At 64.2% G+C, this 19,405-nt stretch carries 22 protein-coding genes; 4 read left to right on the top strand and 18 right to left on the bottom strand.

The window, feature by feature from the left end; genetic code table 11:
- Positions 1 to 62 precede the first annotated feature (62 nt).
- The 6 genes from leuB to EO094_RS02150 all read right to left on the bottom strand — a co-directional run bounded on the left by leuB (position 63) and on the right by EO094_RS02150 (position 6,265).
- Positions 63 to 1,187, bottom strand: coding sequence for a 3-isopropylmalate dehydrogenase (gene leuB, locus EO094_RS02175; protein WP_128290701.1), 1,125 nt, complete (start codon positions 1,185 to 1,187; stop codon positions 63 to 65).
- Between the two features lie 67 nt (positions 1,188 to 1,254).
- Positions 1,255 to 3,285, bottom strand: coding sequence for a sensor histidine kinase (locus EO094_RS02170; protein ID WP_128290700.1), 2,031 nt, complete (start codon positions 3,283 to 3,285; stop codon positions 1,255 to 1,257).
- Between the two features lie 129 nt (positions 3,286 to 3,414).
- Positions 3,415 to 4,623, bottom strand: a complete 1,209-nt coding sequence (locus EO094_RS02165) for a lytic murein transglycosylase (RefSeq protein ID WP_205649801.1) — start codon at positions 4,621 to 4,623, stop codon at positions 3,415 to 3,417.
- A 260-nt stretch (positions 4,624 to 4,883) separates the two neighbouring features.
- Positions 4,884 to 5,489, bottom strand: coding sequence for a 3-isopropylmalate dehydratase small subunit (gene leuD, locus EO094_RS02160; RefSeq protein WP_128290699.1), 606 nt, complete (start codon positions 5,487 to 5,489; stop codon positions 4,884 to 4,886).
- A gap of 98 nt (positions 5,490 to 5,587) precedes the next feature.
- Positions 5,588 to 5,986 (bottom strand): metallopeptidase family protein, encoded by a 399-nt coding sequence (locus EO094_RS02155; RefSeq protein WP_128290698.1) that lies wholly within the window; start codon positions 5,984 to 5,986, stop codon positions 5,588 to 5,590.
- Between the two features lie 24 nt (positions 5,987 to 6,010).
- Positions 6,011 to 6,265 carry a hypothetical protein gene (locus tag EO094_RS02150; protein ID WP_128290697.1) on the bottom strand — a complete coding sequence of 85 codons (255 nt, stop codon included), beginning with the start codon at positions 6,263 to 6,265 and terminating at the stop codon, positions 6,011 to 6,013.
- A 331-nt stretch (positions 6,266 to 6,596) separates the two neighbouring features.
- Between EO094_RS02150 and EO094_RS02145 the strand changes: the two genes are divergently transcribed.
- Positions 6,597 to 6,968 carry a hypothetical protein gene (locus EO094_RS02145; RefSeq protein ID WP_128290696.1) on the top strand — a complete coding sequence of 124 codons (372 nt, stop codon included), beginning with the start codon at positions 6,597 to 6,599 and terminating at the stop codon, positions 6,966 to 6,968.
- A 215-nt stretch (positions 6,969 to 7,183) separates the two neighbouring features.
- A complete protein-coding gene (locus tag EO094_RS02140; protein WP_128290695.1) occupies positions 7,184 to 7,456 on the top strand; it encodes a hypothetical protein in 273 nt (90 codons plus the stop codon).
- 127 nt (positions 7,457 to 7,583) lie between these two features.
- Here the strand turns inward: EO094_RS02140 and leuC are convergent, their stop codons facing one another.
- A complete protein-coding gene (leuC, locus tag EO094_RS02135; protein ID WP_128290694.1) occupies positions 7,584 to 8,990 on the bottom strand; it encodes a 3-isopropylmalate dehydratase large subunit in 1,407 nt (468 codons plus the stop codon).
- Between the two features lie 42 nt (positions 8,991 to 9,032).
- On the bottom strand, positions 9,033 to 9,191 hold the full coding sequence (locus EO094_RS18380) for a hypothetical protein (RefSeq protein ID WP_164879522.1): 159 nt from the start codon (positions 9,189 to 9,191) through the stop codon (positions 9,033 to 9,035).
- A 207-nt stretch (positions 9,192 to 9,398) separates the two neighbouring features.
- Between EO094_RS18380 and EO094_RS02130 the strand changes: the two genes are divergently transcribed.
- A complete protein-coding gene (locus tag EO094_RS02130) occupies positions 9,399 to 10,151 on the top strand; it encodes a phosphodiester glycosidase family protein (RefSeq protein ID WP_128290693.1) in 753 nt (250 codons plus the stop codon).
- Between the two features lie 84 nt (positions 10,152 to 10,235).
- On the opposite strand, the gene EO094_RS02125 is transcribed toward EO094_RS02130, so the two are convergent.
- From EO094_RS02125 to rplS, 6 genes are all read right to left on the bottom strand, one after another.
- Complete coding sequence (locus EO094_RS02125) at positions 10,236 to 10,967, bottom strand: ABC transporter ATP-binding protein (RefSeq protein WP_128291767.1); 732 nt, start codon at positions 10,965 to 10,967, stop codon at positions 10,236 to 10,238.
- Between the two features lie 98 nt (positions 10,968 to 11,065).
- Positions 11,066 to 11,824 carry an ABC transporter ATP-binding protein gene (locus tag EO094_RS02120; protein ID WP_128290692.1) on the bottom strand — a complete coding sequence of 253 codons (759 nt, stop codon included), beginning with the start codon at positions 11,822 to 11,824 and terminating at the stop codon, positions 11,066 to 11,068.
- 11 nt (positions 11,825 to 11,835) lie between these two features.
- Positions 11,836 to 12,969, bottom strand: coding sequence for a branched-chain amino acid ABC transporter permease (locus tag EO094_RS02115; protein WP_128291766.1), 1,134 nt, complete (start codon positions 12,967 to 12,969; stop codon positions 11,836 to 11,838).
- 107 nt (positions 12,970 to 13,076) lie between these two features.
- On the bottom strand, positions 13,077 to 14,093 hold the full coding sequence (locus EO094_RS02110; protein WP_128290691.1) for a branched-chain amino acid ABC transporter permease: 1,017 nt from the start codon (positions 14,091 to 14,093) through the stop codon (positions 13,077 to 13,079).
- Between the two features lie 95 nt (positions 14,094 to 14,188).
- Positions 14,189 to 15,541, bottom strand: a complete 1,353-nt coding sequence (locus EO094_RS02105) for a substrate-binding protein (protein ID WP_128290690.1) — start codon at positions 15,539 to 15,541, stop codon at positions 14,189 to 14,191.
- Between the two features lie 266 nt (positions 15,542 to 15,807).
- Positions 15,808 to 16,272 carry a 50S ribosomal protein L19 gene (gene rplS, locus EO094_RS02100; RefSeq protein WP_128290689.1) on the bottom strand — a complete coding sequence of 155 codons (465 nt, stop codon included), beginning with the start codon at positions 16,270 to 16,272 and terminating at the stop codon, positions 15,808 to 15,810.
- Between the two features lie 331 nt (positions 16,273 to 16,603).
- Here rplS and EO094_RS02095 point away from each other — a divergent pair, with 331 nt between their 5' ends.
- Positions 16,604 to 17,353 (top strand): sulfite exporter TauE/SafE family protein, encoded by a 750-nt coding sequence (locus tag EO094_RS02095; RefSeq protein WP_128290688.1) that lies wholly within the window; start codon positions 16,604 to 16,606, stop codon positions 17,351 to 17,353.
- Here EO094_RS02095 and trmD read toward each other — a convergent pair.
- From trmD to rpsP, 4 genes are read right to left on the bottom strand one after another with little or no spacing between them, the layout of a single operon-like run.
- A complete protein-coding gene (gene trmD / locus EO094_RS02090) occupies positions 17,335 to 18,039 on the bottom strand; it encodes a tRNA (guanosine(37)-N1)-methyltransferase TrmD (protein ID WP_128290687.1) in 705 nt (234 codons plus the stop codon). The genes EO094_RS02095 and trmD overlap by 19 nt on opposite strands.
- 12 nt (positions 18,040 to 18,051) lie before the next feature.
- The gene (locus tag EO094_RS02085; protein ID WP_128290686.1) at positions 18,052 to 18,351 is read right to left on the bottom strand and encodes a putative quinol monooxygenase; all 300 of its coding nucleotides are present in this window, start codon (positions 18,349 to 18,351) and stop codon (positions 18,052 to 18,054) included.
- Positions 18,348 to 18,980 (bottom strand): ribosome maturation factor RimM, encoded by a 633-nt coding sequence (gene rimM / locus EO094_RS02080; RefSeq protein ID WP_128290685.1) that lies wholly within the window; start codon positions 18,978 to 18,980, stop codon positions 18,348 to 18,350. Before rimM ends, EO094_RS02085 begins: the two co-directional genes overlap by 4 nt.
- Before the next feature lie 33 nt (positions 18,981 to 19,013).
- A complete protein-coding gene (gene rpsP, locus EO094_RS02075; protein WP_128290684.1) occupies positions 19,014 to 19,397 on the bottom strand; it encodes a 30S ribosomal protein S16 in 384 nt (127 codons plus the stop codon).
- Positions 19,398 to 19,405 lie beyond the last annotated feature (8 nt).

Below are 19,405 nucleotides of genomic sequence, written 5' to 3'. Positions count from 1 at the left end.
CCCCGTCCGATTGCAGTTAACTCAAGGGTAACTCAAAAAGACGTCTGGCGAAGGATCGTGCCTCAGGCGCCGTGCATCAGCTTCAAGAACCGCTCGCGGATCGCCTGGCCCATGCCCTTGGTGCCGACCTCGGTCAGCCCGTTGCCGCCGCCGCGCGGCAGGATATCCCGCGTACGGAGCCCTTCGTCGAGCACGTCGGCGATCGCCTGATCGAGCTTGTCGGCCTCGCTGATCATGCCGAAGGAATATCTGAGAGCCATACCGAAGGATGCGAACATGGCGATCGGATTGGCGACCTCGGTGCCGGCGATGTCCGGGGCGGAGCCGTGCACCGGCTCGTACATGGCCTTGCGCCGTCCGGTCGCCTGATCGGGCGCGCCGAGCGAAGCCGACGGCAGCATCCCGAGCGAGCCGGTCAGCATGGCGGCGACATCCGACAGCATATCGCCGAAGAGATTGTCGGTGACGATCACGTCGAACTGCTTCGGCCAGCGCACGAGCTGCATGCCGCCGGCATCGGCGAGCACATGATCCAAGGTGATATCCGGATATTCGCCGGCGATCCGGGTCGCGACCTCGTTCCACAACAGGCCGGACTTCATGACATTGCGCTTTTCCATCGAGGTGACGCGCTTCTGCCGCGTGCGGGCGAGGTCGCAGGCGACGCGCACGATGCGCTCGATCTCGTAGGTGTCGTAGATCTGCGTATCGATCGCCCGCTTCTGGCCGTTGCCGAGATCCTTGATCTCTTTCGGCTCGCCGAAATAGACGCCGCCGGTAAGCTCGCGCACGATGAGGACGTCGAGGCCCTCCACCACGTCGCGCTTCAGCGAGGAAGCATCGGCGAGCGCCGGATAGCAGATGGCCGGGCGCAGATTGGCGAAGAGGCCGAGATCCTTGCGCAGGCGCAGAAGCCCCGCTTCCGGGCGCACCTCGTAGGGCACCCCGTCCCATTTCGGCCCGCCGACCGCGCCGAAGAGAACCGCGTCGCTGGCGAGCGCCTTCTCCATGGTGGCGTCGCTGACCGCCACGCCTTCGGCGTCGTAGGCTGCACCGCCCACCAGGCCATCCTCGCATTCGAAAGAGCCGATGCCTTCGGCGTTCATCCAATCGATGAGAGCTTTCACCTCGGCCATGATTTCCGGGCCGATGCCGTCACCGGCGAGAAGCAGGAGCTTGTGCGTCATTTGAAGATCCGTCGTGATGAGGTCTGTCAGCTAGCCGCTCACCGGCCGCGGCGCAAGCCATGCCGGCTCACGCAACGTCATCTGCCGGCTCCTCGGCGGGAAGGACCATGTTGAGCGTCACCACCACACCCTCGGTGCGCCAGTCGATGTGGTAGGTCGCATGATACTGGGCGATGATCTGTTCCACCATCTTGGTGCCGAAGCCGCGCTTGTCCTCCGCCGGCTTCTGCGGCACCGGCCCGCCGGTTTCCCGCCAGACGAGGTGCAGCACTTTTGGCCCCTCCTCGTCGAGCGTCCAGCTCAACTCGACACGCCCGGCCTCCGCGCTGAGCGCGCCGTATTTGGCGGCATTGGTGGCGAGTTCGTGGAGGATAAGGCCGAGCGCGGTGGCGACTTCGCCGCCCAACCGCACCCGGACGCCCGAGACGTCGATCCGGCCCGCCCCGTCGCCCGCATAAGGCGCGAGGACGAGTTCGGCGAGGCGCGTGAGATCGGCGATGCTGCCGGCGCGGCCCGGATGCCCCTGCGTCGCCGAATGCGCCTTCGACAGGGCATCGATGCGGCGGCGCGTCGTGCTCGCGAGATCCTCCACCGAACGCGCGGAGCGGGCCCCAAGCGACAGGACGGCGGAGACGACGGCGAAGACGTTCTTGACCCGGTGATTGAGCTCCCGCGTCAGAAGCTCCGCCTGCGTGTTCGCCCGCTCCAGCTTCTCCGCCTGCTGCGCCCTGAGCTCCGCCTCCTCGCGCAATTGCGCATTGGCGTGATTGAGCTCCCGGGTGCGTTCCTCCACCCGCGCCTCGAGCTCGCGCGAGGCCGCGCGCAGTTCATCGGTCAGAGCGAGGTTTTCCGCATTGCGCCGGTTCAGCCATTCCGTCATGCGCCCGAAGGCGTATCCCGTCCGCTGCAATTCGCGGTAATGCGTGCGCAACGGCGGCATCGGCGAAATGTCGCCGCCGCTGATCCGGTCGGCCTGCCCCGCCAGCGCGCCGACGGGCCGCGTGATGGAGCGGGCGATGGCAAGACCGATCATCGCCGTCACCGCGGCAACGAGCGCCGCGAGCAGGACGCCGTTGCGGCGATTGTCCTTGATCGCCCCGAGAAAGTCGTTCTCCGGCACATAGGTGATGACCGTCCAGGGCCAGCGCGTGCCCGGCAGAGACGAGGCGACGGCATGATAGGTCTCCCCGCCGAAGGTGAAGCTCGCCGCGCGTTCCTTCAGGCCGTCTCTTCCGGTCTGCGCGGTGTTGAACGAGGCCGCGGCCGCCTGCGCCAGCGGGTCGTCGAGCTCGTCGATGCGGGTGAAGCGCAAAGTGTCGCCCGACGTGCCGCGCGTCTTGATCTTTGCAGGCTCCGGATGGGCGATCACGTCGCCGCTGTCGCTAAGGATGAAGGCGCTGCCATGTTCGCCGATTTCGAGATCGGCAAGAAAGGTCGATAAGGCCGAGATCTCGATGTCGATGCCGACGACACCCTGGAGTTCGCCGCGCGTGCCCGTCACCGGGGTGGCGACCGTGATGCCGGGTTCCTGCGAGGAAAAGAAGATATAGGGATCGGTCCAGGTGACCCCGCCGGCCTCCACCGCCCGGCCGTACCAGGGCCGCGTGCGCGGATCATACCCGTCGGCCGGATCGCTGCGATGGGCGGCGACGGTATAATCCCCGTCGCGCCAATAGAGCTCCACGTCGCGGCGCTGCGCCCGGTTGGCGATGGTCTTGATGCGAAACGGCGCACCCGCGACGCTCGCATCGCGGTTCACAAAGACGAAATCGCCGTTGGTGTTGCCGTAGAAAATGCCGGCGAACTGGCTGTGCGATCGCAGCTGCTCGAAAAAGTAGCGCTCCATCGCGCCTTCGTTTTCGCTGCTGACGACCTCCTGGCGCGCAAGCCGCTGCGACAGGTCGGCGGCCGCCTCCGCAGGGGCGAGAAAAGCGACCGTGTGATTGATGGTGCTGCGCGCGACATCGCCCATGAGATCGCGCGCATGCTGCAGCAGAACCCGCTCGGAGGTGACGTAGGAAAGAAAGAGGACGGCGACGACTGCAACAAACTGCAGCCCCGCAAGCGACAGCGCCAGAACACTGCGGATGGAAACCATGGCCTCTCCCCTTGGCCGGGTTATCCGCCTAGCATCGAAGAGGCGCAGTGACAATTCCGGAGGTCACCTGACGGTAACTGCCCGACCTCATCAGGAGAAGGCGCTTGGGCCAGAGAGCGTAACACGCCCTCAGCGCCCTCCGAGCTTGCGGTAGATCTTGCCGCCCGGCCGCCCGGTCGGCTCCATACCGAAACGCTGCTCCGCCTTCTTGATCGCATCGCGCGTCATCGGCCCGACCTTCCCGTCGACCTCGCCGACATCATAGCCCTGCGCGAGAAGAAGCCGCTGCAACTCAAAGCGCTCGGCACGCGACAGGGGCGGATCGTCCGTCGGCCAGGCCGTGCGCAGCCCCGGATAGCCGGCCATGCGGTCGGCGAGATGGGAGATGGCGAGCGCGTAGGATTCCGCCTGGTTGTAGGAATAGATCGCATCGAAGTTGCGGAAGACGAGAAAGCCCGGCCCGCGCGGCCCCGACGGCAGAAGCAGGCCCGCCTGGCTGCCGCCCGAAAGATGCGCGCCATCGGCACGTACCACGCCGCGTTTCGCCCAGGTCGACAGGGACGCCTTGCGGCTGCGGCCCGTCGGCCCCTTATAGCTCGCCGGCACCTTCACCTCGATCATGTAGGCCTCGCCCGGACGCCAGCCGGCACGGCGCAGGTAATTCGCCGTCGAGCCCAGAGCATCGGGCACCGATTTCACGAGGTCGCGCCGACCGTCGCCGTCGAAATCGACAGCGAGCCGCTCATAGGTCGAAGGAATGAACTGCGTCTGCCCAAAGGCGCCCGCCCAGGACCCATAAAGCTCGTCGAGGTCGAGATCGCCGCGCTGCACGAGCTTCAAGGCGGAGATCAGCTCGCCGCGGAAGAATTTTGTCCGGCTGCCGTAGCAGGCGACATTGGCGAGCGCATGCGGCAGGAAATCATCCCCCGCATCCTGGCCGAAATTGCTCTCCACACCCCAGATCGCGGCAATGACATAGCGGTTGACGCCGTAGCGTTCCTCCGCCGCGCGCAGCACCCGATCATAACGCCGCATCATCGTCTTGCCGTCGGCGATGCGCTCCTCGTCGACAAGGAAGCCGAGATAATCCCAGATCGGCGTCTTGAATTCCGGTTGCGCCCGCGATTTGCGCAACACCTCGTCGTCGACGCGGGCGCCGTCGAGCGCCCGTGCGGCAAGCCGCGGGCTGACGCCGGCGGCAACCGCCGCCTGCTTCAGGCTCTGAACGCAGGAAGAAAAGCTCGCGGCCGATGCGGGCATCGGGGCGAAGGAAAGACCGAAAGCGAGCGTCGCTCCGACAAGAGCGCGCGCAGCCAGGCCGGGGATTGCGGTCCGCATCTGCACTCCTCAGTGGTCGCAGAAAAATTGTACGCGGTCTCAGCGCGGATGAGAATCCGCGTGCACGTCCAGGGAGCCTCGCTCACCGCAGTTTGAAAATGGTTAACGAAATCAAAATTGCCGGTGAAATCGTCGTTATCACGGCAACTTGAGAGAAACGGACGCCCTCGCGGCGGCGCCGAGAGCGCCGCCCCTCCACAGACGTCTCAGGGGCATCCCGCGGACGCCCCCAAACACATCATCAGCACATCAGCGGCGCGTCAGACCCAGGGACGGTCTTCCGTCATCTGGCCTTCGAAACCGGAGATCTTTTCCGATTTCTCCAGCGTCAGGCCGATATCGTCGAGGCCGTTGAGCAGGCAATGCTTGCGGAAGGCGTCGATTTCGAACTCGATCTTGCCGCCGTCCGGGCCGCGCACTTCCTGCTTTTCCAGATCCACGGTCAAGGTCGCATTGGCGCCGCGCGAGGCGTCGTCGAGAAGCTTCTCGAGATCGTCCGGCGAGACGATGATCGGCAGAATGCCGTTCTTGAAGCAATTGTTGTAGAAAATGTCGGCGAAGGAGGTGGAGATCACGCAGGTGATGCCGAAATCCTTGAGCGCCCAGGGCGCATGCTCGCGCGACGAGCCGCAGCCGAAATTGTCGCCCGCAACCAGAATCTTGGCGTTGCGATAGGCCGGCTTATTGAGGACGAAATCCTCGTTTTCCGAGCCGTCGTCGTTGAAGCGCATCTCGTAGAAGAGCGACGCGCCGAGCCCGGTCCGCTTGATCGTCTTCAGAAACTGCTTCGGAATGATCATGTCGGTGTCGATATTGATGATCGGCATCGGCGCGGCGACGCCAGTGAGGGTCGTGAACTTTTCCATTCGCAGGTTCCTTTTCGAAGTCCCCTTCAATGCTTCGCAGGCGCGTTCCGGTCAAGATATTACGGGTCCGATCTTGGCTGCGCCCATGCGGGCCGTCCTCAATCAGCCGCCTCGATCTCTTCCATATCGTCGTCGGAGAGGCCGAAATGATGGCCGATCTCATGCACGAGAACATGCGCGATGATGTCGTCGAGCCGCTCGTCGTGATCCTGCCAATAGGCGAGGATCGCCTGGCGGTAGAGCCACACCCGGTTCGGCATCAGGCCGGAATAGGGCGTGGCCGGCGCATGTGCGAGGCCGATACCTTCGAAGAGCCCGAGCAGTTCCAGGGGATGCGTCAGCCCGACGGCGGCGAGCGATTCCCGGTCGGCGCGCTCGGCGACCCGGATCTGGATGTCGCCCGTCAGCGCCCGGAACTCCTCCGGCAATCGGTCGTAGGCGGCAAGCGCGATGCGCTCGAACTCTTCAAGGTCGGGGATCGATGAAAAGGCGGACATGGCGCGGCACCGGCGAAGTGGACGTCAGCGCGTCAGATAGGTGCTGACGAGATACCATAAAAGCCACATCACGAAGACGATCGAGAGCCCGCGCCCGACCCTGCGGCCCCACACCTCGACGCGGTCGTGCGCCGGCGCGTCGGCGCCCGCCAGATGGTCCTTCGCGCGGCCGGCGGCGCGGGCGAACGATGACGTGCCGACCGCCTCGCTGTCGCGGTGCACGCGTTCGAGCGCCTCGCGCGCCTCGCGGCTTCTTCTCGCCTCGCGATCCTCACTCACCGATCACCTCCAACGCCCCCTCCGACTTTCCCGCACGATGACATTTCAGCCCCTCCCCCGTTTGCGATGGATTCAATGCCCCTCGGCGCCCGAAAGCCCCTCACTCTACCCGATGCGCTCGCGCAAGGCGCGCGCGAACAGACGTTTCGTCCTTGAGTTCCAACCACTTAGCCGTCTCACCGATCACGTTTTTTTCAGCGAACTCTCTCCAGGTCTCCACGTTGTTTCGGCGAGGCAACGCCAACACCGCCTCTCCCGTGCTGTCTGATCCCTCATGCGATCGATCGGGCGGGAACCCGCAACGAGAGGCAAACGACTAAGGAGCTACTCCATGAATATCGCCAAGCTGACCGCCGTTTCCATGACCGCCATGATGGTGGGCGTGAGCGCCGCCAACGCTGAAATGATCCTGCGCAAGGACGCTTCGGACAACAAGGTGATCGTCAACACCGAGACCGAGCAGGAAGCCCGGATTTACGGCCCGGGTGAGACCTCGGGCGAGCGTCCGGAAACCTGCGAGACCGGCAATTACTACACGATGATGGACAACGACCGCGAGGTCTACGTGTCCTGTGACGACGACAAGACGATGTACTCGGAGTCGATGGATTCGGCGTCTTCGGACTCGAACATGGCCGGCGAGGAAAGCCGTGACCGTCCGCTGGAGCCGTACGCTCCGGGCACCGAAGGCACCAACAACTAAGCTCTCGTCGGCAGAGCTTTAAGAGCCTTCCCGCAATTTGCGGGTGATGACAGGCGGGGCCGCGGCCCCGCCTGTTTTTATGTGTGGGCGCTTGGGCGGAGCGGCTCACCCGGGGAGGACCGCCCCACCCGTCTGCTCCCGCGGGATAGCCCCCAATTCCCGGGGAACCGGAGCCAATCGCACCTGTTTCCTCAGCAAACCCAGAGGAGACAGCGATGAGTGAAGCGCACAAACTGATACGCCACGAAGACATCAAGAAGTGGGTCGAAGAGCGCGGCGGCAAACCTGCGATGGTCTCCGCAACGGCCACAGAGGGCGACGGCGTCGGCGTGCTTCGGATCGATTTCGGCGACGCTGACGAGGGCCTGGAATCGATCACCTGGGAGACCTGGTTCGAAACCTTCGAGGGCGGCAACCTGGCGCTTCTCGTCCAGAACGAAACGGCCGGCGGCCGCACCAGCCGCTTCAACAAGATCGTGCATCGCTGAACGCGGCGCACCACCCGAAAAACCCCAACGAAAAAGGGCCGCCCGAGGGACGGCCCTTTCCGTATTCAGATCCCTGAGAGTTCAGGGTGAGCAGTTCTCAATGGCCCGAGATTCAGTGGTCTGAGATTCAGTGGCCCCAATCGCGCACGTCGACGAAGCGCCCGGCGATCGCCGCCGCGGCCGCCATCGCTGGCGACACGAGATGCGTGCGGCCCTTGAAACCCTGGCGCCCCTCGAAATTGCGGTTCGAGGTGGAGGCGCAGCGCTCTTCCGGGGCGAGCTTGTCGGCATTCATGGCAAGGCACATGGAACAGCCCGGCTCGCGCCATTCGAAGCCCGCGGCGAGGAAGATCTTGTCGAGACCTTCCGCTTCCGCCTGCGCCTTCACGAGGCCCGATCCCGGCACCACCATGGCATTGACGCTCTCGGCGACCTTGCGGCCTTCCGCGACCTTGGCGGCAGCCCTGAGATCCTCGATGCGGCCATTGGTGCACGAGCCGATGAAGACGCGGTCGAGCGTGATGTCGGTCATCTTGGTGCCCGGCGTCAGGCCCATATATTTGAGCGCCCGCCATTTTGAGGCGCGCTTGTTCTCGTCGGCGATATCGTCGGGGTTCGGCACCGCGCCGAGAACCGAGATGACATCTTCGGGCGATGAACCCCAGGTCACGATCGGCGGCAGATTGGCCGCGTCGAGCCGGACTTCCCGATCGAAATGCGCCCCCTCGTCGGAAGGCAGGCTCTCCCAATAGGCCTTCGCCATGTCCCACGCCGAGCCCTTCGGGGCCCGCGGCCGGTCGGCGATATAGGCATAGGTGATCTCGTCGGGGGCGATCATGCCGGCGCGGGCACCGCCCTCGATCGACATGTTGCACACCGTCATGCGGCCTTCCATCGACAGCGAGCGGATCGCCTCGCCGGCATATTCGATGACATGGCCGGTGCCACCGGCCGTGCCGATCTCGCCGATGATCGCGAGGATGATGTCCTTCGCCGTCACGCCGTCCGGCAGCTTGCCGTCGACGGTGACGCGCATGTTCTTCGCCTTCGACTGGATGAGCGTCTGGGTGGCGAGCACATGCTCCACTTCGGACGTGCCGATGCCGTGCGCCAGCGCCCCGAAGGCGCCATGCGTCGAGGTATGGCTGTCGCCGCACACGATCGTCATGCCGGGCAGCGTGAAGCCCTGCTCCGGCCCGATGATGTGGACGATGCCCTGCCGCATATCGAGTTCGTTGTAATATTCGATGCCGAAATCGGCGGCGTTCGTGGCGAGCGTGTCGACCTGCAACGCCGATTCCGGATCGTCGATGCCTTTCGAGCGGTCGGTCGTCGGCACGTTGTGATCGACGACGGCGAGCGTCTTGTCCGGCGCATGCACCTTGCGGCCGGCGATCCGAAGGCCCTCGAAGGCCTGCGGGCTCGTCACTTCGTGCACGAGATGACGGTCGATATAGAGGAGGCACGTGCCGTCGGGTTGCCGGTCGACCAGATGGTCGTCCCAGATTTTGTCGTAAAGCGTTCTCGGTTTCATGGGTCTACTCAATTGTGATCGCAAAAAGGGGAAAGGGCGCCGTCAGGCGCTCGTAAGCGATCCGTCGGAGGCGAAGAGACGCGCAAAAAACCGCCAGGGCAGACGCGCATGGTCGTCGATCGCCGCAAAAGCGTGCGTGGAATGGAAGATGGCCCCGATCGCTCCGCGCGATCCGGCCTTGGGCGTTTCGTTCGACGACATGGCGCTGCATATAGCAACTTGGCCCGCTCCTCTCAATTCTTTCATCCCGCACAATTGCGTAAGTTCGCTCATGGCCTTGCGCGTGAGGGGCAGACCGCCCTTCGCCTCGTGCCGCCCCTTCGCATCGTCTGGGCTCTTCGGGCGGTGCCGGCCCTTCTTCGCAACGTGTCGGGATGACTTCGCCGCCGGTCCGGGCTAACCGGAGGAATGCGCAGATTTCTTTCCCTGCTTCTTGCGGGCCTCACCATTCCCTCCGCCCTTCTCGGCCCCGCCTTTGCCGCCGGCCAGAATTGCGAGGTGACGCGCGACGGCGAACGCTCCTATGCCGTCTGCCGCTTCGATCCCGCAACCGACGACGTCCGCCTTTATCTCAACGACGCGACGGGCAAGCCCTATGGCTCGTTCCGGGCGCTGAAATCGGCGCTCGAGAGCGAGGGAAAGCGTCTCGTCTTCGCCATGAACGGCGGCATGTACCACGAGGATTTCTCGCCGGTCGGCCTTTATATCGAAGACGGCCGCACGGTGAAGAGCGCCAACACCAACAAGGGCCCCGGCAATTTCCACATGCTGCCGAACGGCATCTTCTGGATCGGCGGCGGCAAAGCGGGGGTTCTGGAGACGGAGGCCTATCTGCGCCGCAAGCCGCCGGCGGATTTCGCCACCCAGTCCGGCCCGATGCTCCTCATCGACGGCAAGCGCCATCCACGTTTCCTGAAGGATAGCGACAGCGCCAAGAAAAGAAACGGCGTCTGCGTCACCAAAAAGGGCGAGATCGTTTTCGCGGTCTCGGAAGGCCCGGTGACGTTCTGGGAGTTTTCAGGCTTCTTCAAGGACCGGATCGGCTGCGACAACGCTCTCTTCCTCGACGGCTCGATTTCGAGCCTCTACGCCCCCGAGCTGCGCCGCGCCGACGGTTTCTTCCCGCTCGGCCCGATCATCGCCGTGACGGCAGAGAAGTAGACGGTCGAAAAATAGACGGCAGGAATAGCGGGAAATAAGCGGCCGCCGGTGACACACCCGCGGCCGCCCGGATCGCCGGGCCGATCACACAGCCAGATATTCGTGCCTGAGATCCTCGTTCTCGAGGACTTCCTTCGCCGTCCCCTCATAGACCACCTCGCCCATGTCGAGGATCATCGCCCGGTCGGCGAGCTGCAGGGCGGCGACGGCGTTCTGCTCCACGATCACCGTGGTGATGCCGATCTCCTTGATCTCGGCCACGATCTTTTCGATCTCCCGCACGATGACAGGCGCCAGCCCCTCATAGGGCTCGTCGAGGAGCAGGAGCTTCAGATCGCGCACCAGCGCGCGGGCGACCGCCAGCATCTGCTGTTCGCCGCCCGACATCGTCGTGGCTTCCTGGTTGCGCCGCTCGGCAAGCCGCGGAAAACGCTCGTAAACCTCTTCGATTTCCCAGCCGCGCGGCTCCTCGATGCGGGCGAGGACGAGGTTTTCTTCCACCGTCAGCCCCGGAATGATGCGCCGATCCTCCGGCACCAGCACGACGCCGGCCCGCGCCGCCTGATAGTCGACCATCTTGTGCAGCGCCTGATCCTTGAGCCAGATCTCGCCCTGCCTGAGTTCGGGATTGCTGGCGCGCGCGATGGTGCGCAAGGTCGAGGTCTTGCCGGCGCCGTTGCGCCCGAGAAGGGCGAGCACCTCCCTCTCCTGGATGGAGAAGCTGACGCCCTGCACGATATAGCTCTCGCCGTAATAGGCATGCAGATCGCGGCAGGAAAAGAAGGCGCCTTCTTCGTAGCCAGTTCTCTCGATCATCTTCGTCTGGGCGGTGCCCGGCGCCTGCGGGTTCGCAGCCGTCGACGCCTTGGGATCGATCGGGGTCGCCTCGCCCGTCCCGGTCATCATGGCGTTCATCAATGCGCTCCTCCCAGATAGGCTTCCTGCACGCGCGGGCTGCCGCGCACTTCGTCGGGCGTCCCTTCGGCGATGATCTTGCCCTGCGCCAGAACCGAGATGCGGTCGGCAAGTGAGAACACGACATGCATGTCGTGCTCGATGATCACCTTGGTCATGCCGCGCTCCTTGATCTGCTTGAGAAGATCGATGGTGCGGTTGGTGTCGTGCCGCGACATGCCCGCCGTCGGCTCGTCGAGAAGCAGAAGCTTCGGATGCTGGATGAGACACATGGCGAGTTCGAGCCGTCGCTTGTCGCCGCGCGACAGGCTGGAGGCGAGCTTGGCGTAGAACTGCAGAAGCCCGACATCCTCCAGAAGCTTCTCCGCCTCGTCGCGCAGATCCGTCTCCTTTTCGAGCGAGGAAAGCGCGCTCATGCGGAACGTTCCGTCGCGCTTGGCGAAGGCCGGCACCATGACGTTCTGCAGAAGCGAGAGATCGGGAAAGATCTCCGGCGTCTGAAAGACGCGCGCCACACCGAGCTGGTTGATCTCGTAGGGCGGCCGCCCGGTGATGAGATGCCCATCGAAGGTGACGGTGCCGGAATCGGGCGGCAGCCGCCCGATGCACACATTGAGAAGCGTCGATTTGCCGGCGCCGTTCGGCCCGATGATGGCGTGGGTTTTGCCCTGTTCCACCTGGAGCTCGATGTCGGTGAGGGCGCGAAGGCCCCCAAAGCTCTTTTGCACTTCCGACACATGCAGGACTGCGTTGGTCATCTGTCAGCCTTTCACTCTGCAGCCTGCAGATCGGTCTGCGTCTTCGATCCGCGTCCATGCCCGCGCAGGAAGCGGTAGGTCCGCCGGATGCCTTCCATGATGCCGCCGGGCAGGAAGATGACGATCACCATGAAGAGGAGGCCGAGCGTCAGATGCCATCCCTCGCCGACGAAGGGGCTCAGAATAGTGACGACGAATTCCTGGACGCTGTGCGGCAGGAACGAGAAGGCCGAGGCGAGCGCGCTGTCGTTCAGGGCCGAGAAGATGTTCTCGAAATATTTGATGATGGCCGCCCCGAGGATCGGTCCGGAAATGGTGCCGGCACCGCCGAGAATGGTCATCAGCACGACCTCGCCCGAGGCCGTCCACTGCATGCGTTCCGCCCCGGCCAGCGGATCGGTGATGGCAAGGAGCGCGCCCGCAAGCCCCGCATACATGCCGGAGATGATGAAGATCGTCAGCATGTAGGGACGCGGGTTGAAGCCCGTATAGATCATGCGGTTCTGGTTCGATTTGATGGCCCGCAGCATCATGCCGTAGGGGGAGCGCATGATCCGAAGCGCGATGTAGAAGGCGATGATGAGAAGCACCGCGCACAGATAGAAGCCCGGATATCCGACCATGCTCTCGCCGAAGAGATTGCCGAGAAGCACGCCCTGATGCTCGGCACCGAAGGCGGCGTCGAGATAGCGCGGATCGTCGCGCAAGACGCGCAGACCGGTCTCGCCGTTGGTGATCGGCGTCAAGACCGAATAGGCGAGATTGTAGCACATCTGGGCAAGCGCGAGCGTCAGGATCGAGAAGTAGATGCCCGACCGTCTGAGGCTGATGAAGCCGATGACGACGGCGAGAACCCCGGCGATCAGCATCGCGAAGAGGACCGCCGGGATGATGTTCATGGTGAAGAGCTTGAACGACCACACCGCCGCATAGGAGCCGACGCCGAGAAAGGCGGCGTGCCCGAAGGAGAGGTAGCCCGTCAGGCCGAAGAGCAGATTGAAGCCGAGCGCGAAGATGCCGTAGATCGCGAACTTCTGCATGAGGTCCGGATAGGCGGCGCCGAGCGGCTGCAGCCACCACGGCATGGCAAGGATGATGATCGTGAAGGCGACGATGGCGATCCAGTCCTTGTCGACCGGCGTCATCGGCTTCGTTTCCGGCCCCCGCGGCGGCAATTGCCGGGTGGAGACTTCGAAATCCGGATCGGAAATCGCGGCCTTGCGGATTTTTTGGATGACTTTCTTGACCATGCTTAGGTCTCCATGATCCCGGAGCGGCCCATCAAACCGCGCGGGCGCACCAAGAGGATCACGACGGCGACGAGATAGATGATGATCTGATCGATGCCCGGCAGGATCGATTTCACCTCCGTCATGGAGGCGAAGGATTGCAGGATGCCGAGAAGGAAGCCTGCCGCGACCGCGCCGCCGAGCGATCCCATGCCGCCGACCACCACGACGACGAAGGAGATCACCAGAAAGTCCATGCCGAGATGGTAGTTGGGCGCGAGAATCGGCGCGTACATCGCACCGGCGAGGCCGGCGACGATCGCCGCCAGCGCAAACACGATGATGAAGCGCTTTTCGATGTCGATGCCGAGAAGCCCGACCGTCTCGCGGTCGCGCATGCCCGCCCGAACGGTCATGCCGAAGGTGGTGAGCTGCAGAAAGGCGAAGACGGCGGCGAGAATGACGAGAGAGAAGGCGAGATAGACGAGACGCCACCACGGATAGGAGATCGCCGGGCCGAGGCCGAACCATTCGCCGATCGACGCGGAGCCGGCAACGGCCGGCGGTGCCGGCACCGGCACAGGGTTGGCGCCGAAGATTGCCTTGATGATCTCCTGCAGCACGATCGCGAGGCCGAAGGTGACGAGGATCTGCTCGGCATGGCTGCGCTTGTAGAAATGCCGGATGAGGCCGCGCTCCATGACGACGCCGACGAGCATCATCACGGGGATCGTCAGGAGGATCGAAAGCGGCACCGAATAATCGATGATCATCCGCCCCGTATCGCCGAGCCAGCTCTCCAGATACGGGACTTCCTTATAGGCTTCGAAGAAGGTGATGCTCTCGTCGCGAACCCGCGTCGACAGGGTCAGAAGCTTCTGCATGGTCACGGCGCAGAAAGCGCCGAGCATGAAAAGCGCCCCATGGGCGAAGTTGACGACACCGAGCGTCCCGAAGACGAGCGTCAGACCGAGCGCGATGAGCGCATAGGCGGCGCCTTTGTCGAGACCGTTCAAAATTTGAAGAATAAGCGCGTCCATATCCCCTCCAACCCGCTCGCAAAGCGGGTCGATCAGGCATCAACGGGGGGAGGAAGCCGACCGCGCACAGGCGGTCGGCACCGGTTGCTTGGGCCTTAGCAGCCCTTGACCTCGTAGGGGCCGAGTTCGCCGCCGAAGATCGACGGGTCGTAGGTCACCTGTTCGGTCGGCACCACTTCGACGACTTCCAGGATGTCGAACTGGTTGGAGGGGTTTTCCTTGCCCTTCACAACGAGCACCGGCTTGAAGCACTGGTGGTCTTCGGCGCGATAAAGCGTCTTGCCGTTGCCGAGGCCCTCGAATTCGAAGCCTTCCAGCGCCTTGATCACCGCCGGCGGCGTGAACTCGCCCGCCGTCTCGCAGGCATTGGCGTAGAGGATCGTCTGGGCGTAGCAGGTCTGCGCCGCCTGCGACGGCGGCTGGCCGTATTCCTGGCCGAACGACTTCGCAAAGGCCTTGGTGCCGTCGTTGTCGAGCTGCCAGTTCCAGTTGGCGGTGCCGAGGATGCCCTTCACCGCCTCGCCGGCACCCATCGCCATCAGCTCGGAATAGAGCGGCACGACGATCTGGAAGTCTTTGCCGTTCACCTGCTTCTCGCGCATGCCGAACTGCACCGCCTGGCGCAGCGAGTTCACCATGTCGGAGCCGTAATGGTTGAGGATCAACACGTCGGCGCCGGAATTCAGGACCGGCGTCAGATACTGCGAGAAATCGCCGGCACCGAGCGGCGTGCGCACGGTCTGCACCGTCTCCCAGCCGAGCTTCTCGGTGGCGTCCTTGATCGATTCTTCCTGCGTCCAGCCCCAGGTGTAATCGGCGGTCAGGTGATAGGCCTTGCGGTCCTTGCCGTATTCCTGGGCGAGGATCGGGCCGAGCGCCTGGCCGGACATATAGGCGTTGAAGAAGTGGCGGAAGCCGTAGCGGCGCTTGTCCTTGCCGGTCGTGTCGTTGGAATGCGTGAGGCCGGACATGAAGATCACGCCGGTCTCCTGGCACAGCGACTGCACCGCGACCGCGACGCCCGACGAGGAACCGCCGGAGATCATCAAGGCGCCGTCCTTCTCGATCATGCGCTTGGCCGACGCGCGGGCGGCATCCGACTTCGTCTGCGTGTCGCCCGATACATAGGCGACCTTCTTGCCGAGAATGCCGTTGCCCTTGAGGTTCGACGGCTTGAACGTGTTGAGCGCGCCGCCGTCGCCTTCACCGTTCAGATGCTTGACGGCGAGCTTGAAGGCCTTGAGTTCATCGAGGCCTTCATCGGCGTAAGGGCCCGTCTGCGGCACGTTGAAACCGAGCGTGACTGTGTCGCCCGTCGGCATGTTGCAGTATTCGGCCGCGTACGCACCCTTGATGAAGAAATGCGGGGCCGCGAGTACGGTCGCGCCGGCAGCGGAGGCCTTGAGGAGGCTGCGGCGAGACAGACTCGTCCTATCGTTGGTGCTCATGAGCGTTCATTCCTCCAGTATATTTTTCAATTCGTTGGCGGCGGACCGCATTCGGGCGACGCTGGTTCGCCATGCGTTTCGGTATAGGTCCTATGCACCTATCGCAATACTACTTTCGATGGTCCGCGCCGTTCCGACAAGGCTCGGTTGCACTGCCGCAAAATTTTCTGAAGGACAAACTTTCGATCGCGCAAATAAAAAGGCGCCCCGCGGGGCGCCTTTGAATGTCGCGGTCCGACAAAACGGACCGGAATAAAAGCTGAAGCTCAGGCTTCGGCGTTTTCTGCCTTGGCCGCTTCCTTGGCTTCCTTGACGGCTGCGCGCTCGGCGGCTGCGATTTCTCGCGCCTCGTCGTTCAAGCGCTTGGCGCGCACGCGCGCATCTTCGGCGATACGTGCCGACTTGCCGCGACGGCCGCGCAGATAATAAAGCTTCGCGCGCCGCACCTTGCCGCGCCGCACAACTTCGAGCTTTTCGATCAGCGGAGAATAGACCGGGAAGACGCGCTCAACGCCCTCGCCGTACGAGATCTTCCGCACCGTGAAGCTCTCGTGAAGACCGCCGCCGGAGCGCGCGATAACCACGCCCTCATAGGCCTGCAGACGGGTGCGGTTGCCATCCGTCACACGCACATGTACGCGGACCGTGTCGCCCGCCTCGAACTCCGGAATGACACGCCGATCGACGATCGCCGCCATCTCCGCCTGCTCGATCTCTTGGATCGCGTTCATTTCTCAAACCTCTTCGTCGCGCGCTGGTTTGTCTCGACGTGTCGTTTCACGACGAAACGACCGTTGCGCGGCTTTGTTTCGCACATCGGATCGGAAGTTGGCGGCCATATACACGCTCTCTGGCCTCATGTCGACGCCCCCGGCATGCAAAAACGACGCTGCGGCGAGACTCTGCGGCTCCGACCCACCCCCGATGACACCTTTCATCTCTCGTCACAATGGCGGACTTGCCTTTTGCGCCCCGGCGGAGACAGGTTTACGACGTGCGCCGCCCACAAACGGCCATCCACCGCATCGAAACGCCTCAATTCGTCACGACGAAACCTGCGCCATGTCTCTTCTCGACATTCTTCTGCTCGTCCTCGCCGGTTTCGTCTCCGGTGCCATCAATGCGGTCGCCGGTGGCGGCACCTTCATCGCCTTCGGCGCGCTCACCCTCGTCGGCGTCCCGCCGATCACCGCAAACGCCACGACCTCCATCACCCAGTTCCCGGGCTATGTGACCTCGACGCTCGCCTATCGGCGCGAATTGCGGAAGATCGGCCGCGTAGCGTTCCCCTACCTCATCGTCTCCATCTTCGGCGGGCTGATCGGCGCGCTTGTGCTTCTGGCGCTCGACAATCCGCAGTTCCGCGCCATGGTGCCCTGGCTTTTGATCGCCGCCACCTCGCTCTTTGCCGCCGGGCCGCGCGTCACACGCGCCTTGCGGGCGCGTGATCTGCATTCCCCGCCCTGGCTCGCCTGGCTGATCCAGTTCGTCGTGGCGATCTATGGTGGCTTCTTCGGCGCCGGCATGGGCATCATGATGCTCGCCTCGCTCGGCCTCACCGAGGGCGACGATTTTCACCGCATCAATGCCATCAAGACGCTTTTGTCGGTGGTGATCGCCGTCATCGCCATCGCCGTCTTCGTGCAGGGGGGCATCGTCGATTGGAGCGCCGGTTCGGTGATGCTCGTCGCCGTCGCGCTCGGCGGCTATCTCGGCGTCGCCGCGGCACGCAAATTCCCGCAGACCTATGTCCGCGGCTTCGTCATCACGGTCGGCCTCGTCCTCACCGTCTATTATTTCGTGACGGGCTGAGCGGGTCTCTCCAGGAGATCCGGCCGTCTCTCGCGCGTCAGCCTGAGCGCCTCGGCGCGCCGCCATTCGGCGACCTTGCCGTGATGGCCCGAGGTCAGAACCTCCGGGATCTCGCGCCCTTCGAATTCCTGCGGTCGCGTATATTGCGGATATTCCAGAAGCCCGTTTTCAAAACTCTCTTCGGAAGCTGATTCCGCCTTGCCCATGACGCCCGGCAGAAGCCGTACGACCGCGTCGAGAAGGGCAAGCGCGGCAATCTCGCCACCCGAGAGAACGAAATCGCCGATCGACACCTCTTCAAGGCGCCGCGCCTCGATCACGCGCTCGTCGATCCCCTCGAACCGTCCGCAGACGATGACGAGGCCGGGGCCTTGGGCCCAATCCTTCACCATCTGCTGGCTCAGGGGACGTCCGCGCGGGCTCATCAGAAGGCGCGGGCGCGGGTCGCCGTCAGGAGCTGCGGCATCGATCGCCGCCGCCATCACATCGGCGCGCATCACCATGCCCGGCCCGCCGCCGGCGGGCGTGTCGTCGACCATGCGGTGCGTGCCGATGCCGTGCTCGCGGATCTGCCGCGCCTCGATCGCAAAGCGGCCGGCCTCGAGCGCCCGCCCGGCCAGCGAGATACCGAGCGGCCCCGGAAACATTTCGGGAAAGAGCGTGAGAACGCTCGCCTTGAAGCTCATTCCGGATCAGCCTTAGAGCGGCTCGCCGTCATCGGCGGCATAGGCTTTGACGCTTCGCCCGGTGGCACCGATCGCCGACAGCGCCTGGCGCCATTCCGCCATATGCGCGGTCTTGAAATGCGCCGCGAGCGCCTCGCGACTTTCCCATTTCTCGAAGACGCGCACGAGCCCGGCCACATCGAGATCGAAGGCGAAGGTGTAGAGGAGGCAGCCCGTCTCCTGCCGTGTCGCGGCCATCACCTTCTGCGCCGCCGGCAGAAAGGCGTCGAGCTTCTCCTCGGGAATGCGAAATTCGCCGGCGACGATGATCATGCCCTGTCCTCTTCCGCCGGGCTTTCGCCTGCGTTCTCTGTCTGCGGGGCGTCGTCCTGCGCGTCGTCTTCTCGCGCATCTTCGCGCGCCGCATCGTCTTCCCGCACTTCGATCTCGGCAGGCAGGTCGACGACGATGCGCCCGCCGGCAAGATCGATGGAGGGAACCACCTCGCGCGTGAAGGAGACGAGCAGGCTCTCGCCCCGCTCCGGCTTCACCTCGAGGATATCGCCGCCGCCGAAATCGTGCACGGCGACGACCCGCCCGAGCGGCGAACCGTCGGGCGCCTCGGCCGCAAGGCCGATGAGATCGGCGTGATAGAACTCGTCTTCGTCAGGCGCCGGCAGCGCCGCGCGCGCGACGAAGAGCATCGTGCCGTTGAGCGCCTCGGCCGCATTGCGGTCCGACACGCCCTTGAAGCGGGCGACGACCATGTCGCCCTTGTCGGCACGCAGCTCCTTGACGGAAAAACTTCGCCCGTCCGACGCAAAAAGCGGCGAATAATCGGCGAGCGCCAGGGGATCCGCGGTGAAGGTTTTCACCCGCACCTCGCCTCTGACGCCATGCGCCCGGCCGATCTTTGCGACGATGAGGCGGTCTCCCGCCGCACGATCTTGCGAAACCGCCATCGGCCCGTCCTGCCGCACCGGCAAAGCGGCGGATTACTCCGCCGCTTCCTCGGCCGGCGCCTCGGCGGCAGCCTTCGCCTCTTCTTCGGCCTGGCGGCGCAGCTCGAGGCGCTCCTTGGCCTTGGCGCCGAGCTCGGCCTTCTTCGGGTTGTTGCGCGCCGGACGCTTGGCAAGGCCGGCCGCGTCGAGGAAGCGCAGCACGCGGTCGGTCGGCTGGGCGCCCTGCGACAGCCAGTATTCGACGCGCTCGGTGTTGAGCACGACGCGCTCGGCATGATCCTTCGGCAGAAGCGGATTGTAGGTGCCGACACGCTCGATGTAGCGGCCGTCGCGCGGGGAGCGCTCGTCAGCGGCCACGACCCGGTAGAACGGGCGCTTCTTGCTGCCGCCGCGGGACAATCTCAGTTTCACAGTCATTTCAGTCT

It is taken from the genome of Afifella aestuarii (assembly GCF_004023665.1).
GTDB lineage: Bacteria > Pseudomonadota > Alphaproteobacteria > Rhizobiales > Afifellaceae > Afifella > Afifella aestuarii.
The sequence above is the reverse complement of the archived record's forward strand: the minus strand, read 5'-3'. Positions and strand labels throughout refer to the sequence as shown.

Excerpts from the sequence above, each read along its gene's own strand:
- leuB (WP_128290701.1), bottom strand. The coding sequence starts at position 1,187 with ATGACGCACAAGCTCCTGCTTCTCGCCGGTGACGGCATCGGCCCGGAA.
- EO094_RS02170 (WP_128290700.1), bottom strand. The coding sequence starts at position 3,285 with ATGGTTTCCATCCGCAGTGTTCTGGCGCTGTCGCTTGCGGGGCTGCAG.
- EO094_RS02165 (WP_205649801.1), bottom strand. The coding sequence starts at position 4,623 with ATGCGGACCGCAATCCCCGGCCTGGCTGCGCGCGCTCTTGTCGGAGCG.
- leuD (WP_128290699.1), bottom strand. The coding sequence starts at position 5,489 with ATGGAAAAGTTCACGACCCTCACTGGCGTCGCCGCGCCGATGCCGATC.
- EO094_RS02155 (WP_128290698.1), bottom strand. The coding sequence starts at position 5,986 with ATGTCCGCCTTTTCATCGATCCCCGACCTTGAAGAGTTCGAGCGCATC.
- EO094_RS02145 (WP_128290696.1), top strand. The coding sequence starts at position 6,597 with ATGAATATCGCCAAGCTGACCGCCGTTTCCATGACCGCCATGATGGTG.
- EO094_RS02140 (WP_128290695.1), top strand. The coding sequence starts at position 7,184 with ATGAGTGAAGCGCACAAACTGATACGCCACGAAGACATCAAGAAGTGG.
- leuC (WP_128290694.1), bottom strand. The coding sequence starts at position 8,990 with ATGAAACCGAGAACGCTTTACGACAAAATCTGGGACGACCATCTGGTC.
- EO094_RS18380 (WP_164879522.1), bottom strand. The coding sequence starts at position 9,191 with ATGTCGTCGAACGAAACGCCCAAGGCCGGATCGCGCGGAGCGATCGGG.
- EO094_RS02130 (WP_128290693.1), top strand. The coding sequence starts at position 9,399 with ATGCGCAGATTTCTTTCCCTGCTTCTTGCGGGCCTCACCATTCCCTCC.
- EO094_RS02125 (WP_128291767.1), bottom strand. The coding sequence starts at position 10,967 with ATGATCGAGAGAACTGGCTACGAAGAAGGCGCCTTCTTTTCCTGCCGC.
- EO094_RS02120 (WP_128290692.1), bottom strand. The coding sequence starts at position 11,824 with ATGACCAACGCAGTCCTGCATGTGTCGGAAGTGCAAAAGAGCTTTGGG.
- EO094_RS02115 (WP_128291766.1), bottom strand. The coding sequence starts at position 12,969 with ATGACGCCGGTCGACAAGGACTGGATCGCCATCGTCGCCTTCACGATC.
- EO094_RS02110 (WP_128290691.1), bottom strand. The coding sequence starts at position 14,093 with ATGGACGCGCTTATTCTTCAAATTTTGAACGGTCTCGACAAAGGCGCC.
- EO094_RS02105 (WP_128290690.1), bottom strand. The coding sequence starts at position 15,541 with ATGAGCACCAACGATAGGACGAGTCTGTCTCGCCGCAGCCTCCTCAAG.
- rplS (WP_128290689.1), bottom strand. The coding sequence starts at position 16,272 with ATGAACGCGATCCAAGAGATCGAGCAGGCGGAGATGGCGGCGATCGTC.
- EO094_RS02095 (WP_128290688.1), top strand. The coding sequence starts at position 16,604 with ATGTCTCTTCTCGACATTCTTCTGCTCGTCCTCGCCGGTTTCGTCTCC.
- trmD (WP_128290687.1), bottom strand. The coding sequence starts at position 18,039 with ATGAGCTTCAAGGCGAGCGTTCTCACGCTCTTTCCCGAAATGTTTCCG.
- EO094_RS02085 (WP_128290686.1), bottom strand. The coding sequence starts at position 18,351 with ATGATCATCGTCGCCGGCGAATTTCGCATTCCCGAGGAGAAGCTCGAC.
- rimM (WP_128290685.1), bottom strand. The coding sequence starts at position 18,980 with ATGGCGGTTTCGCAAGATCGTGCGGCGGGAGACCGCCTCATCGTCGCA.
- rpsP (WP_128290684.1), bottom strand. The coding sequence starts at position 19,397 with ATGACTGTGAAACTGAGATTGTCCCGCGGCGGCAGCAAGAAGCGCCCG.